13 protein-coding genes are annotated in these 13,798 nt (G+C 68.3%); 4 read left to right on the plus strand and 9 right to left on the minus strand.

The genetic code is table 11. The features are described 5' to 3' along the window. Window positions 1–10 precede the first annotated feature (10 nt). Entirely contained in the window at window positions 11–733 is a 723-nt protein-coding gene (locus tag G6048_RS00785) for a hypothetical protein (RefSeq protein WP_165337436.1), read from the plus strand. 47 nt (window positions 734–780) lie between these two features. Here the strand turns inward: G6048_RS00785 and G6048_RS00790 are convergent, their stop codons facing one another. The 5 genes from G6048_RS00790 to G6048_RS00810 form a co-directional block, all read right to left on the minus strand. Beyond that, the gene (locus G6048_RS00790; protein ID WP_165337437.1) at window positions 781–1,203 is read right to left on the minus strand and encodes an NUDIX hydrolase; all 423 of its coding nucleotides are present in this window, start codon (window positions 1,201–1,203) and stop codon (window positions 781–783) included. An 80-nt stretch (window positions 1,204–1,283) separates the two neighbouring features. Then, entirely contained in the window at window positions 1,284–2,045 is a 762-nt protein-coding gene (locus G6048_RS00795) for an isocitrate lyase/PEP mutase family protein (protein WP_165337438.1), read from the minus strand. Next, on the minus strand, window positions 2,042–2,545 hold the full coding sequence (locus G6048_RS00800) for a hypothetical protein (RefSeq protein WP_408056105.1): 504 nt from the start codon (window positions 2,543–2,545) through the stop codon (window positions 2,042–2,044). The genes G6048_RS00795 and G6048_RS00800 overlap by 4 nt, the downstream gene beginning before the upstream one ends. Window positions 2,546–2,715: 170 nt before the next feature. Next, window positions 2,716–3,234 (minus strand): type II toxin-antitoxin system RelE family toxin, encoded by a 519-nt coding sequence (locus G6048_RS00805; protein ID WP_165337439.1) that lies wholly within the window; start codon window positions 3,232–3,234, stop codon window positions 2,716–2,718. A gap of 3 nt (window positions 3,235–3,237) precedes the next feature. Further along, the gene (locus G6048_RS00810; RefSeq protein ID WP_165337440.1) at window positions 3,238–3,546 is read right to left on the minus strand and encodes a type II toxin-antitoxin system Phd/YefM family antitoxin; all 309 of its coding nucleotides are present in this window, start codon (window positions 3,544–3,546) and stop codon (window positions 3,238–3,240) included. A gap of 230 nt (window positions 3,547–3,776) precedes the next feature. Here G6048_RS00810 and G6048_RS00815 point away from each other — a divergent pair, with 230 nt between their 5' ends. Continuing rightward, window positions 3,777–4,691: a hypothetical protein gene (locus tag G6048_RS00815; RefSeq protein WP_235989396.1), complete on the plus strand. Its 915-nt coding sequence runs from the start codon at window positions 3,777–3,779 to the stop codon at window positions 4,689–4,691. Here the strand turns inward: G6048_RS00815 and G6048_RS00820 are convergent. Continuing rightward, window positions 4,636–6,381 carry a DUF2264 domain-containing protein gene (locus G6048_RS00820; RefSeq protein WP_165337441.1) on the minus strand — a complete coding sequence of 582 codons (1,746 nt, stop codon included), beginning with the start codon at window positions 6,379–6,381 and terminating at the stop codon, window positions 4,636–4,638. The genes G6048_RS00815 and G6048_RS00820 overlap by 56 nt on opposite strands. Before the next feature lie 80 nt (window positions 6,382–6,461). Beyond that, window positions 6,462–7,544, minus strand: a complete 1,083-nt coding sequence (locus G6048_RS00825) for a rhamnogalacturonan acetylesterase (RefSeq protein WP_165337442.1) — start codon at window positions 7,542–7,544, stop codon at window positions 6,462–6,464. A gap of 206 nt (window positions 7,545–7,750) precedes the next feature. On the opposite strand from G6048_RS00825, the gene G6048_RS00830 reads away from it, so the two are divergent. Beyond that, complete coding sequence (locus G6048_RS00830) at window positions 7,751–8,731, plus strand: polyprenyl synthetase family protein (protein ID WP_165337443.1); 981 nt, start codon at window positions 7,751–7,753, stop codon at window positions 8,729–8,731. On the opposite strand, the gene G6048_RS00835 is transcribed toward G6048_RS00830, so the two are convergent. Then, window positions 8,699–10,168: an RICIN domain-containing protein gene (locus G6048_RS00835; protein ID WP_165337444.1), complete on the minus strand. Its 1,470-nt coding sequence runs from the start codon at window positions 10,166–10,168 to the stop codon at window positions 8,699–8,701. The genes G6048_RS00830 and G6048_RS00835 overlap by 33 nt on opposite strands. Before the next feature lie 148 nt (window positions 10,169–10,316). Further along, window positions 10,317–11,396: a glycoside hydrolase family 43 protein gene (locus G6048_RS00840; protein ID WP_165337445.1), complete on the minus strand. Its 1,080-nt coding sequence runs from the start codon at window positions 11,394–11,396 to the stop codon at window positions 10,317–10,319. 234 nt (window positions 11,397–11,630) lie between these two features. On the opposite strand from G6048_RS00840, the gene G6048_RS00845 reads away from it, so the two are divergent. Continuing rightward, window positions 11,631–13,781, plus strand: a complete 2,151-nt coding sequence (locus G6048_RS00845) for an autotransporter (RefSeq protein ID WP_165337446.1) — start codon at window positions 11,631–11,633, stop codon at window positions 13,779–13,781. Window positions 13,782–13,798: the final 17 nt, after the last annotated feature.

The following is a 13,798-nucleotide window of genomic DNA, read 5'->3' on the forward strand; positions in this document are numbered from 1 at the left end:
GGGAGCGTGCATGGGTGGTCGGCAGGTCCAGGCGGCGCGACGGCTGCTGGCCGAGGCACTGGACGGCGAACTGCACGAGCACGAAAGGGTGTTGGCAGCCCGTTCCGTGATCGCCGAACTCGGCTCCCCCGACCGGCTACTGGAACTGACCGCCGAACTCGCCTCCGGCGAGGGCGACCCGGAGGGCTGCGCCCGGCTCTCGTACCGCCATGTCCTCGGCTTCGACAAACTCCTGCTCATCGACGGCGGCCCCCACCACATGCTGCGTGCGCACCTGTGGCACGCAGGGCGTGGCGCGGTCGGCAAGGAAGACATCCACAACCACCGTTCCCCGCTTGCCTCTTACGTCGTACGCGGGCACCTGACGATGGAGCTGTACGCACCCGTGCCCGACGGCGGGGTCGAGGCGGACCGCTACCAGGAGTCCCTGTCCGACGAGTCCGCCGACTGGCTCCTGGAACCCGCGGGCCCGTCCCGGCTGCATCTGACGCACGTCGCTGAGTACGCGGCGGGCAGCACCTACGCCCTCCCCGCCAACACCCTGCACCGTGCGTGGACCGAGACGGCGGAGCCGACGGTGACGCTCTTCCTGGAGACGGGCAGCGGACGGCGCCGCCATACCGATGTGTTCACGGCGGCGGGACCGCATCCGGGCGCGGTGCCGAAGGTGCCGCTGAGGGCAGAGGAGTATCTGAGCGAACTCGCCGCACTGGCGGGGCTGCTCAGAAGCTGACGAGGGCCTGTGCCCTGGCCCTGCTTCTACTTATGGGCGCTGGAGCGTTATGGGCGCTGGAGCGCCTGGCGCACGATCTCGAGGTTGTACTCGTCGATGTCGACGGTGCTCAACTCGGCCGGGCTCAGCCAGGCGTACGCCTGGTCCGGCTCGGGCAGCGTGATGTGCCGGGAGAGGGGCCTGACCAGGAAGTTGTCCTGCCAGTTCTTGACCTCGTGCCCGCGATACTCACTCACGAACGACGACTCGCCGACCTTCCGGACGACCTCGCCGAGCAGCCCGGTCTCTTCCTTCAACTCCCGCAGAACGCCGTCCTCCGGACTCTCCCCCGGATTGAGCTTCCCGCACGGCACTCCCCACACCCGGGGCAGAAACCGCTCGGTCTCACTACGCCGCACCAGCAGCACACGCCCTTTGTGCATCACAACGGCGGCGGCCAGTCGCTTGTCGCCGGGGATGTCCATATCCATGGTTTCCTCGGTCCCTTGCCGGTCGGAGTCCACAGGGCTACGTACCCACGAAAGCTATAACCGTACCAGGATCAGCCCCCTCAGCGCGGGCTCAGCGCCTCCACCTGGGCGTACGCAGGGGCGCTCCCGCCTGGCGTGCGCCCGGCCCGAATGTCGGCGGCCGTCTCCAGCGCCGCACCCAGGGCCCGCCGGTACAGCAGCGAGCCGAGGCTCACCCTGCGCACGCCGAGGTCACCGAGCTGGGGGACGGTGGGACCGGACGGCGAGTAGAGGATGTTGAGGGGGACGTCGAGGGTGGTGGCAAGGGCGGCGATACGTGCCGGGTCGGTGAGTCCCGGCACGAACACGCCGTCGGCGCCTGCCTGTTGGTAGACGTCGAGGCGCCGGTACGTCTCCTGCTCGTCGCCGTCGCCCAGCCAGTACGTGTCCGTGCGGGCGTTCACAAAGAGGCTTGGCACGGCGACCTTCACGGCGGCGATCTTCGCGGCGTGCAGTCGCACGGACCCGAGGCCGTCCTCCAGGTTGATGCCGACGGCTCCAGCTGCGGCGAGCTCGCGCGCGACCTCGGCGACCTCGTCCGGGTCGTCGCTGTAGCCACCCTCGGCATCCACGGACAACAGATACGGCCCTTGCCCGAGCCGCAGGGCCAGATCCAGCGTCGCGTCCCGGGTGGCGCCCGCGCCGTCGCCGTCGGGCAGTCCGGCCGCCGCGGCGACTCCAAGGCTGGTCGTCCCGATCGCCTCGAAGCCCTGCGCGGAGAGGGCCGCCGCCGAGGCGTGGTCCCAGGCGTTGGGGAGGAGAAGGGATGCGTCCCGGTGGTGGAGGTCGGCGAAAGCGGTCATGAGAGGTCGCCCACGGCGTCGGCGTAGTGCGTGGATTCCGTGAGGTGGAAGGCCAGCTGGCGAAAGGTCCAGCCGTCGCCGGGAGAGTGGTCGAGCTGTTCCGGGGTCAGGGCGCCGAGCCGGTTCGCCCAGATCCGGGCGAGCCGGCTCAGCCGACTGCGGGCCTCGTCGAGGTCATCCTGAGTAAACGGCGCCATGTCCGCCTCGGTGGTGCCGGTTGAGGCGTGCCAGTGGTCTGGGAGCGGTTGCTCGCCGACCAGCCTCGCCTCCAACTCGGCCAAGTGGTCAACGAGATGATCGGCGACTCGTCGAACCGCCTTGTGCGGCGTGTAGATCCGGTCGTCGACATGGGCGGGCTTCCCGTCCCAGCCGGTCCAGGTCGCCGCGAGGGCGAGGACGTGGTCGACCATGGCGACGACGGCCTCGGCGGGGTCGCGGCCGTCGGTGACCGGCCCACCGGCGAGGATGGTCGGGGCTGGTTCCTGCGAGGAATCCGTCATACGGCAACGCTAGGAGCGGGACGCTTCGGTACCGGCCGAAGCATTCGTACCGGGAAGCGTCCGTACGCACGACCAAGCAGTTCCGACGGTGACAGTTGCCCTGCTCGCAAAAGCACCGTCGCACACGCAGGCGGACAAGTGCCGGATCACGGCCCACATCAGACCAGCGACTACCGTGGGCGCGCCGTGAACTGGGCCCATAGGTCGACCGCCGCCTCCAAGTCCAGCGCGGCTACCCGCTCACGAGGGAAGCCGGCCGTGTGGATCAGACGGTTGGCCAGCCAGTCGGGCACGGGCTCCCGGACCGCCTCCACGCGTACGGTGATGTCCCCGGCCAGGCGGCCGAGCCGCTCCACAACATCGGAGAGCTGCACGAACTCAGGCTGCGCCACCTCGGCCTCCCGCACTCGTGCGGCTGCCTCCTCGTACACCTCCGCGTCGGCTCTGGCGCCGACAGCCCAGATCTCGCAGATCTCCACCGACTTGTCCTCGGTGACCCGATAGACGACTCGCCAGGTGTTCCGACCAACGATCAGCTTGCGATAGCCGGTCAGCTCGCCTCCCAGCGGATATCCGGCGGCCGGGTCGTCCAAGAGAAGAAGAACCTTTTTGAGCACCTTGGGCACGGCGTCGGGGCCGATACGCCGAAGATCGTCGATGGCGGCGTCCGTGAAAGTGATCTCAGACATGGCTCAGTCGTCGTCCGGCAGAGCGTCGAGGGACTCGCGTGTGTGCCCGAAGGCGGCGAGTACGTCGTCGAGCGAGGTTCGCTGCCCGGTGTCAGAGGCGCTCCGGGCCAGTACGAGCGCAAGATCGTGCAAGTCCGAGGCGGCAGCCTCCAGAGCGGCGAGCCGGTCCATTCCGACGACGGCTGCCACGGGCCGATGGCGGCGTGTGACGACCAGATCCGAGCCCTGCTCGGCTTCTGCGACAAGCTTGGCCACACCACGCTTGGATGCCTCGGTCACCGTCAGTTCGTGGGCGTCGCGCAGTATCGTCATAGAGCTAAACTATACAGAAAACTATGTAAGTCGCCGACTCGTACCTGATCACTCGTCCGCCGCTCGTCCTCGAGCGCGCGGCAACCCTCCCCGGCGCGGCGGCAACTCGAGGGCATGGCATCTGCAGGACCCACACCACCAGCAACACCCACAACATCGCACCGCCGCCGCCGAGTCGCCCGCAAGCCCGTCGTGGCCCCGCTCGCGGCAGCCGCGCTACTGGCCGGTGCGTGGTACGCGACCGCCACGGCGAATCCCGCCCCGAAGGCAGCAACGACCGGGCTCGCTGTCAGCTCGCCTGGAACGGGAAGAAGTACGGCGCGTACTTCGTCGTCCACGGCGCCGGCGGCTTCGCCGACGGCCACTTCGGCGACAAGATGCAGTACGTCAGCGCCAAGGGCGCGAAGCTCAGCGGCGGTTGGAGCTGGGGCTGCAGCCACAACGAGGGCATCGCGCTGCGCGCCGAGCCCACCGGAGCGTTCACCTCCCTCTGCTTCGACGACTGGCGTTCGGGCCTGTTCGTGTCGACCGGCATAGGCGCGCCCGACAACGCGCCGGTCGTGCAGCGCGAGCAGTGCTGGGCGGGCTACTGCGGCGGCACCTTCCCGGGCCGTACCGGCGACCTCGTGAAGTCGTCCACCGGCCGCTACGCCACCGCCTTCGCCTCCCGCGGCGCCGCCTCCGCCGTCACGAACCCGGACGACGCGAGCGGCCGCGGCTGGACGGTGAAGCCGAAGACGAAGACCCACCAGGTCGCCGTCGCCTTCCTCAAGAACCGCCACACGCCCGCGGGCAAGCCGGTCTACCTCACGAACGCCCCCGGAACCGAGCACGTCAACGTCCGCGTCGCCCCATACGGCAAGGACCGGCTCCTCGTCTCCTGGGAGTCCCTCAAGAACGCCAAGTGCGCGAACGGCACCTGCACGGGCACCTTCACCGGCACACATCTGCGCCTGATCGACTGGAACGGCACGTTCAAGACGCCGGACAAGGTCGTCAAGGCCCGTATCACCGGTGACATCGCGGCCCTCGCGGACGGCTCCCTCACCTGGGCGTACACACCCGCCACACCGTCCTACACGAAGCCGCTCACAGGACCGTCACCGACCACGAAGACCCTGCGGATAGCCCGTCTGGAGCGCTGAACCGAAACCGCGTCTCAGGCCCGTCGGCCCAGCGGACGCGCACCTCATACGCCCCCTCCACCTCCACGGACACCAGCGCCTGGAGCGGGAGGGGGTCCGCTTCGGCGGTGAGACGGGCGAGGGCTACGAACAAGGTCGCCTCCTCGCCCGTCACGCCCGTCAGACCGGACGCGGACGTGCCCAACAGGCCGAAGGCCGGGAGGAGTTCAGCCCGCAGCACCTTTTGACCGTCCTGGCCCTCCCCCGTCGGCCAGCCCGTGACGCGTACCGCGGTTCCGGGAGGCGCGCCCGTCACCAGGTGCGCGCGCACCTCCACCGCACCGGATGCCATCACCAGGCTCGTGACCCGTGCACCGCTACCCGCCTCATGCCGCGACGCCACCCACCCGTCACCAACTCCCAGCGGCTCGATGCCGGTTCGGCTCGCGTCCTCGTCGACGATCACGCTGTTGTCGTACGTCTCCGAAGGCGCCGTCACTGTCGAGTACGCGAGCCGCGTGTAGTACGGGTCGTAGCGGACGTCCTCGCTGCCGTGGTTGTGGAGGCGGACCAGGCCGTCCGAACTGGTCGACTGGAGCAGCCAGTTGGGCGGGCCGACGGGCCGCACCTCGTCCTGCAGCTCCACCGGGCCAGGCTCCTCGGGCGCCGTCCACACCTCGTGGTCCGCGGGGAGGAGCAGACCGAGGAAGCCCTTGCTCGCCCAGTACGGGGACGCTGGGCCCGAATAGCCCTGCAGGACGGCGGAGTTGGGGCCGTGCCAGCCGAGGGTGAGGAGGCCTCGGTCGTCGACGGCTCCCCGGTCGAGGAAGTAGCGCAGGGCCCCGGAGGCCAGCCGTCGCGTCTGGCCCGGCGGCAGTGGCGTACGACCGGTGAGCGCGCCCAACCACAGTGGTGCGGTCGTCGCGAAGCGGTACGTGAGCGAGCGGCCCTGGTGCATGGGGGCGCCGTCGGCGCCGAATAGGCGGGCGTAGTCGACAAGATGGGTCGACAGCCGGTCGCCGTACAGGTCGAGCAGACGCGTGTCATCCGCGAGCCAGGCGTGCAGCACCGGGTACAGGTGCATCGCCCAGCCGTTGTAGTAGTCGAACTTGCGGCCGTCGCCGTCGGTGTACCAACCGTCGCCCACGTACCACTGCTCGATGCGCTCAAGACCGCGGTCGATCGCCGCCCGCGACGACTCGACCTCATACCCGATCTCCTCCAGGAAGCCACCGACCGTAACCGGGAACAACTCCCAGTTACAGGGCCAGGCTTCGGCGCTCAGCGCGTCCCCGAGCCAGTCCGCCGCCCGCTGCCGTACCCCGTCGTCAAGGCGGTCCCACAGAAGGGGCCGCGTCAAGCGCAGGGCAAGGGCGATCGATGCGGCCTCGACGAGGGGCTGGCTACGGTCCTCGATACGCGGCCACACGCCCGCGGTTCCGGCGGCAAGCCCGTCGGCGTACCGCGCGAGGGCCTTCTCATCACGGCGGAAGGCCGCCAGCAGGAGCGTACGGGCGTATCCCTCCAGCCCATCGGACAGCCGCCCCGACCAGCTCTCGCGGTCGCCGGGCAGGTGATACAGCGCGCGGTCCTCGGAGGCGTAGGGCTCCACGGCGGCGAGCAGGGAGTCAGCGGCGGCCTCCCAGTGGGCGCGCGTGTAGCCGGTGTACGGGCTGAGGGTGCGATCGTCGTCGGGGACGCCTGCGATCATGGGTCGTGCTTCCTGTCTAGGCCAGCGGAGTGTATGCCTGGGGCGCCCCGGTTCCGGTCGGGACGCCCCAGGGTCTTGGATCACCTCACGAGGCCCCTAGGGACCAGGCGCTGAGCGACCAGCTCATCGCGGACAAGGTCCGCGTAGACGGTCGCGCCATTCGCGGAGGTGTGCGTGTTGTCCCGCTTCTCGTTGTACAGGTACAGCGCCTTGGAGGCCTCGACTCCGAGCGACTCCACCAGCGCCTTGGTCTTGGCGGTCATGTCGATGAGCGGCACGCCATGCGCGGCGGCGACGGAGCGGGTGACGGCGGGATGGTCGACGCCAAGGCCGTTGACCAGGAGCGCCGTGTCGTTGTTGAGGGTGCCGTCGGCGCTGAACCAGCGGCGGACGATGGGCGTGAGCAGTACGGGCCGGCCGCCCCGTTCACGTACGCCGGCGACAAGCGTTTCGAGGTTCGTACGGTACGTCGCCTCGTCGGTCTGCTTGTCGTTGTGCGCGAGCTGGATGAGGACCAGATCGCCCTTGCGTATCAGCGGCTGGACGGTCGCGAAGAGCGCGGGATTGTCGAGGTAGCTGACCGTACTCTCCCCGGAATCCGCGTAGTTGGCGGCGGAGAGCCCCTTGCGGAGGTACTGCGGCAACTGCTGACCCCAGCCGGAGTACGGCGCGCCGGGCTGGTCACAGGAGGTGGAGTCACCGACGAGGAAGATCTGCCGGGTGTGGGGCCGGGCCGGGGTGACGCGGATACCGGCGAGCGCGGGGGCCGAGCCACCGAGGACGAGGTCGAGGCCGGGCGTGCCATCCGGGCCAGTGGGTTCACCCTCGGGGGTGCGGACGTTCACGGTGAAGCTACGGGCCACGCGCTCGCCCGCCGCCGTGGCCGTCTCGGGGAGGAGCGTGCGGCGGGTCTCGCCGGTGATGCCGGTACTCGCCGCCGCGTCGCCGCCGCCGAGCAGGACGTGCACGTCGTACGTGCCGGGCGCGACGTCGAAGTGGCAGACCGTCGCGGTGCAGTTCTCCAGGCCCGGGCCGTGGGCGCCCGCCCGCGCCAGAGTCCCCGCCTCCGCCGGGGCGGCGGCAGAAGCCGACGTGGCGGACAAACCCGTAGCGGCGGTCAGCGTGGCCAATACGGCGATCAGCGTGCGTCTGCGTCGTCTCAACGCGGCTCCTCCAACAGGGCGGCTTCTCCTGGTCGCTGGACGGTACCCCGCGATGGCAAGCGCTTTCTAGAGGCGTGTGACACCTCGCTTCCATACCACCGGAAGGAAGTCAGCCGTGGCTGGAAGGCGCCCTGGTGACACGTGTATCGGAGTGATCGAATCGATCGAATCGAGAGATGAGCGGCACGACCAAAAGGGAAGTCACTGTGAATTCCATCTCATATCTGGACCTGTACCGGCAGTTCTCCTCGGATATCGACGCGGAGCTGAATTCCGGCATCGAGCGGCTCGGCCCCTCCTCGACCGCCGTCCAGAACGCGGTCACCGAACTCCTGCGGCACCAAACGTTCAGGTATCCCCTGCAAGTGCTGCCGCTCCTGGTGCACGGCGCCGAAACGGGAGATCCCGGACCGGCCGTTCCCCTGTCCGCGATCCATGTGCTGTGGTGGACTTCCGCCTGCTATCTCGACGACTTGGCAGACGGGCAGGCCGCGAGCGTATCCCGCGAACTCGGCGGGAACGAGGCACTACTCGCATCGGTCATCAGCGGAAACAGCCTTCCCTTGCACATCATCCAGTCGCAGCAGGTTTCCGATTCAGTGCGAGGCGCCCTGGTGGCCGAGCTCGCGACCTGCTGGATCGTAGGCACCGAAGGGCAGTTGAACGACCTGCGCCGAGATGCCGGCGACGCTACGCGCGACTCGGTGGTCAAGACCTACCGAGGCAAATCCGGCGCACCCTTCGGCATGATCACGGCGATGGGTGCGACATTGGCCGGCTCGGAACACGAACGAATACGGATGTGGCGCGACTTAGGTGATGTCTTCGGCATCCTGTGGCAACTGTTCAACGACCAGGAGGACATCCTCTCCGGCCGCAATGAGGACCTGCGGAACGGAACGGTCACTTATCTCTTCGCCTGCGCCCTCGAGAACGCGTCACCTGGCTCCAAGAACCGTCTCCTGGACCTGCACGCCGCCGCGAGAAATTCCGAGGAAGCGAGGGCGGAGCTCACGGAATTCCTCCTCGCCCCCTCCACTCTTCAGCAATACCGAGCAGACCTGGACCGCTTCCGAGACAAAGCCCAACGCCTCCTCACCGAACTCGGCGGCGACGAAAACTACGTACCGGTACTGCACCGCCTGGTGGAGGAGTCAGCCGAACTGCTCCTCCACCAGACGGAGTGAACCATTCCCGGAGTCGGAGTCGGGCTCAACTGGCCGAGCCCACTGCTGGTTGGTCGCCCCATTGCAGGCGTACGTGATGATCGCGGCGGAGTCGGCGGTCGACGCGCCATTCACGTCCAGGCACTCGCCGCTGGCGCGGGACTTCAGCGTGACGTAACCGCCGGACGTGGTGACCGACCACTGCTGGGTGGTGGCGGAGGTGGAGCAGGCCTCCTGGGTGACGGTGGAGGCGTTCTCCCGCAGGCACAGCGAGCTGTGACGGGCCATCAGCTGGACGTGGCCGTTGCCGAGGTCCTTGAACCAGTACCGCTGGTTGCCGCCTCCGTTGCAGGTCCACTGCTTGATCTGGGCGCCCGCGAGGGTCGACTGGCTGGTGACGTCCGCGCACTTGCCGCTGTGCCGGGCGGCCAGCGTCTCGTACGGGCCGCCCCGTCCGGTGATCGTCCCGGCGGCCGTGTCGATGGTGACCTCCGGATACCAGGACATGGACATCGTGGTGGAGTTGGAGAAGGTCAGCGGCAGCCACACGTAGCGCGAGTCGTTGACCGTCCCGCCGAGGGAGTTGCCCCAGCGGTCGCCCATGTAGAGGTAGGAGGTGCCCGAACTGCCCTGCACGGGAAGGACGTACGCGGTCTGCGAGCCGTACGTCGTCGAGTCGCCGATGTTGCGCATCGCCGTCCAGGGACCGGCCAGCGAGGTGGCCGTCGCGTACTGCTGCTGGTTCGGGTTCCAGCCCGTGGCGCCCGAAGTCAGCATGAAGTACACGCCGTTGCGCTTGAACAGGGCCGGCGCCTCGCGGTGGCCGCCGTGCCAGGGGTCGGCGACCAGGGCGGCGATTCCGGTGTAGTCGCTGGTCAGCCGGTAGATGTGCAGGTCGTAGTTATCGCGGGCGGCGGACACCATGTAGCCGGTGCCGTCGGTGTCGGTGAAGACGGTGATGTCACGGGACATGTGCTGGCCCAGCGGACGGAAGCTGCCCTTCCACTCGTAGTCACCGTCGACGGTGTCCGAGACGGCGACGGCGGCGCGGGCCTCGTTGTAGTCGACGCCGTTCTCCTTGTGCATCCACATCACGTACTTGCCGGTGGCGGCGTTGTACATGACCTTCGGCCGCTCGATGTTGGCGGTCGCCAGCTCCGGGTCGGTGGCCTCGGTCAGGACGTGGTTGCGGAACTCCCAGTTCTTCAGGTCGGTGGAGCGGTAGGCCGACACGTACCGGAAGGTGTTGTCGGAGTTCCGGTTCTCGCCGAACCAGTAGTAGTACGAGCCGACCTTGAGGACCCCGCCGCCGTGTGCGTGCAGCGGATTGCCCGAACTGTCGGTGAACTGGGTGCCGTTGGTGATGGTCTGGGGCGCCGCCTGGACCGGGCCGGCGGTCGCGAGCGCTCCGGCGACCGCGAGAGCGAGGGCGACGAGGACGGCGTACAGACGTCTCATCCCAGCAGGTTTCGCCCCAGCAGGTCTCGTCCCAGCACTTCTCGTTGCGGCACGTCTTATCCCAGTTGTCCCAGCAGGTGGCATCTGGACACTCTCCTTCAAAACGGTGAAGTGACGTGCAAAGCCGGTCAGTTGGGGGTGGTCGCCCTCAACCCCGGACGGGGGTGTCGGCGACGGGGATGCCGAAGTCCGGTGTGCCGTCCGGCTTCCAGCGCAGTTTCTGGATGCGGGTGTGGCGGTTGGGGTCGTTCAGCGGGTCGCCGACGATCTCCTTGTACTGGCGGGCGTGGTAGACGAGGACGTCGGTGCGGCCGTCCTCGGCGACGGTGAAGCAGTTGTGGCCGGGACCGTACTGCTTGGTGGTGTCGTTGCTGGTGAAGACCGGGGTGGGCGACTTCGACCAGTTCGCCGGGTTCATGAGGTCGGCGTCGGCGTCCACCGTGAGCAAGCCCATGCAGTAGTTGTGGTCGGTCGCGCTGGCCGAGTAGGACATGAAGATGCGGCCGTTGCGCTTGATGAACGACGCGCCCTCGTTGACCTTGAAGCCGATGGTCTCCCAGTCGTACTCCGGTGTGGTGAGCCGTACCTGAGGGCCCGTCAGGGTCAGCGGGTCGGCCATCTTCGACAGCCAGACGGCGGTGTTGTTGTCCATGCCGGGCTCGTGCTGCGCCCAGGAGAGGTAGCGGGTGCCGCGGTGGGTGAAGGTGGTGGCGTCCAGGGAGAAGGTCTCCCAGGCCGTCTTCAGCTGGCCGCGCTCAACCCAGGTGCCCTTGAAGGGGTCGCGGTGGGAGTTCTCCAGGACCCATATGCGGATCGCCCAGATGTCCTCGGCGGGCGCGGACGCGAAGTAGATGTACCACTTGCCGTCGATGTGATGGATCTCCGGCGCCCAGATGTGCGCGCCCATGACGCCCGTGGCGTGCTTGCGCCAGATGACGGCCTCGTCGGCGGTCGCGATGCCGCGCAGGGTGCGGGAACGGCGCAGGATGATGCGGTCGTACTCCGGGGACGTGGCCGTGAAGTAGTAGCGGTGGTCGGTGTGACGATGGATGTGCGGGTCGGCGCGGTTGCGGACGAGCGGGTTGACGTACCGGGGGCTCCCGCCGGCGGCGTCCGGGGTGGCGGCCTGGGCGATTCCGGGCACGGCGGTGAGCGCGCCCGCGGCGAGGGCGCCCTTCAGGACGAGTCTGCGGCTGGGGATGTCGGGGGTCTCGTCAAGGCGGCTCATGGCGTTCCCTCACACTTCGACCATTCGCAATATCGAACGGCATCTGTCATTCCGAACGCCGAAACGGTAAGGGTGTGTTACGAGGAGGTCAACGGGTCGGGAGGTTAGAAAAAGTCGGACACTGGCGGTTCCGGAGCCGTCCCAGAGTCGGCCTCGGAGTCGGATCCAGCGGCCGGTCCAAAGTCGGGCCCAAGTTTTTGTTATCGGCCCCGTCCTGCTCCCGTCTCCACAGGCGTGAACAAGAACATCCGTGTACGGGCAGCAGGAGCGGGCGCGGCGCTGGCCGTCGTCGCGACAGGGATCAGTACGCCGAGCGCGATGGCGGCACCGGCCGCGGCCGACGACGTCACCGCGGCGGTGCTGGCCGGCCGCGACGTGACGCTCGACGGCGACACAGTGGTGACTGTCCCGGCCGGGAAGACGACGTACAAGGGGGTGTTCCGGGGCGAGGGCACGCTCACCGTGCGCGGCTCCGGCACCCTGATCCTGACCAAGGACAGCGACTTCACGCTGCCGAAGTCCCGGCAGCGGCAAGCGGTGCGGACGCAGGGCGGCAACCATCCGTACGTCACCACGGCCAACCCGGACCCGCCCGCGATCACGGTCGAGCGCGGTGCGACCCTGCAGTACGGCAACGGCGGCACCACCGGGCTGATCGGCCACTTCCCGTACAACACCCCGGCGTTCCGGCTCAACCAGAACAACGTCCGGGTCGACGGCACCCTGCGGCTCTCCATGACGAGCGCCTACAACCTGGGCACCATCAGCGGCTCCGGGCTGATCACCCAGCCGAGGTTTCTCTGGGGCACCTGGGACATCTCGGGCACTCACCCCTTCTCCGGGGTGATCGACAACGGCACACAGGCGAACGCCGGACGACCGGAGTACGCGACGTCACTGCCCAACATGCGCAAGGTCCTCAACCAGGGCACATGGACCGTCGACACCCCGCTGGGCCAGACCGTCACCCAGCGCATGGACTTCTACCAGCGCGAGTACGGCAGCGACATCAACGTCCAGTCCCGGCCCGGCAGCAAAGTCGTCCTCACCGGCCAGTACAGCTGGTCGAACCAGGGCGGCGACACCAACCCCTCGCTCAGCGACCCCGCCCTGAACTGGACGCCCGCACGGAAGAACATCAACAAGCGCGGCACCAACATCAAGGGCGCCAACGTCCAGTGGGGCGACGGCACCACGAACAAGATCTTCATGCCGGGCACCGCCGAGACCGTATACATCAACCTGCTGGCGGCCAGGTCCCGTTCACTGCTCACGTTCAACTACAACGGCCCCGTGACGCTCGGCGCGCCGATCGGCGGCGGCGTCTTCCACGACACGCTGTCCGCGCCCGGCGCCGGCGACATCGTGATCAAGGGGACGCGGGGCAACGACGTCACCTTCGCCGCCGTCCAGTACTACAACGGCTCGACGACGATCGAGAAGGGCGCGGTTCTGCGACTGGGCAGCGGCAAGTCCGGCGGCGACAGCGGCCTGTACACCAAGGGCGACCTCTACAAGCTCGTCAACAACGGTTCGCTCGTGCTCCGCAACACGGCCAAGCCGCTCACCCTGTCCAGGATCAGCGGCAGCGGCTCGCTTACGCAGTCGGGCGCCGCCACGACCACGCTGACGAGTGGCGTGACGTACTCGGGGACGACGACCGTCACGAAGGGCACGCTCGCGCTGGATGGGGCGAGCGTGGAGCGCAGCAAGGGGATCCGGCTCACTGCGTCGGGCGCACGGCTGGATGTGCGGAAGACGCCGGGTGGGGTACTGAACTTGAGCTCATCCCTGTCCGGCAAGGGCAAGGTCGTCGGGACGGTGACGAATACGGGTACGGGGAAGGTCTCCGGCGGGGTGACGGTGACCGGGGACTACACGCAGGGCGGGGGCGCTCAACTGACCGTGAAGGACAAGGCGTTGAAGGTCGGCGGCGCACTGCGGCTGGGCGGGAAGCTCGTGATCGAGCCGGCCTCTGCGACTGCTGCGGCTTCTTCGACTACTGCGACTCCTTCGAAGACGGTCACCGTCATCGACCACACCGGCGAGGCGAAGACGAAGGGCACCTTCAAGGGCCTGAAGGAAGGCGCCAAGGTCAAGCTGGGCAAGACCGAGTACCAGATCACCTACCGAGGCGGCGACGGCAACGACGTAGTCCTGACCTCCGACACCCCCAGCCCTTCAGCGACCTCCCGCACCGCTCCCCTGGCCTCCGGCGCCGCCCCGAAGTCCGCCACCACCGCGAACGCGAGCGATGAGGGTTCCATACCGCTCGCGGGGTGGGTGGCGGCGGCGGTTCTGGGGGGCCTGGCGGCGTTGATGGTGCCACTGAGCAGGCGGAGGCGTACGCGTACGGGACGGAGGGGTGGGCGACATGCTGCGTGACCCTTCGTGGACCTGAC

It is taken from the genome of Streptomyces ureilyticus, from assembly GCF_011045025.1.
In the GTDB taxonomy this organism is placed as follows: Bacteria; Actinomycetota; Actinomycetes; order Streptomycetales; family Streptomycetaceae; genus Streptomyces; species Streptomyces ureilyticus.

Bases quoted from the DNA above. Each gene is read 5' to 3' on its own strand.
- G6048_RS00785 (WP_165337436.1), top strand. From the start codon at position 11: ATGGGTGGTCGGCAGGTCCAGGCGGCGCGACGGCTGCTGGCCGAGGCA.
- G6048_RS00790 (WP_165337437.1), bottom strand. From the start codon at position 1,203: ATGGATATGGACATCCCCGGCGACAAGCGACTGGCCGCCGCCGTTGTG.
- G6048_RS00795 (WP_165337438.1), bottom strand. From the start codon at position 2,045: ATGACCGCTTTCGCCGACCTCCACCACCGGGACGCATCCCTTCTCCTC.
- G6048_RS00800 (WP_408056105.1), bottom strand. From the start codon at position 2,545: ATGACGGATTCCTCGCAGGAACCAGCCCCGACCATCCTCGCCGGTGGG.
- G6048_RS00805 (WP_165337439.1), bottom strand. From the start codon at position 3,234: ATGTCTGAGATCACTTTCACGGACGCCGCCATCGACGATCTTCGGCGT.
- G6048_RS00810 (WP_165337440.1), bottom strand. From the start codon at position 3,546: ATGACGATACTGCGCGACGCCCACGAACTGACGGTGACCGAGGCATCC.
- G6048_RS00820 (WP_165337441.1), bottom strand. From the start codon at position 6,381: ATGATCGCAGGCGTCCCCGACGACGATCGCACCCTCAGCCCGTACACC.
- G6048_RS00835 (WP_165337444.1), bottom strand. From the start codon at position 10,168: ATGAGACGTCTGTACGCCGTCCTCGTCGCCCTCGCTCTCGCGGTCGCC.
- G6048_RS00840 (WP_165337445.1), bottom strand. From the start codon at position 11,396: ATGAGCCGCCTTGACGAGACCCCCGACATCCCCAGCCGCAGACTCGTC.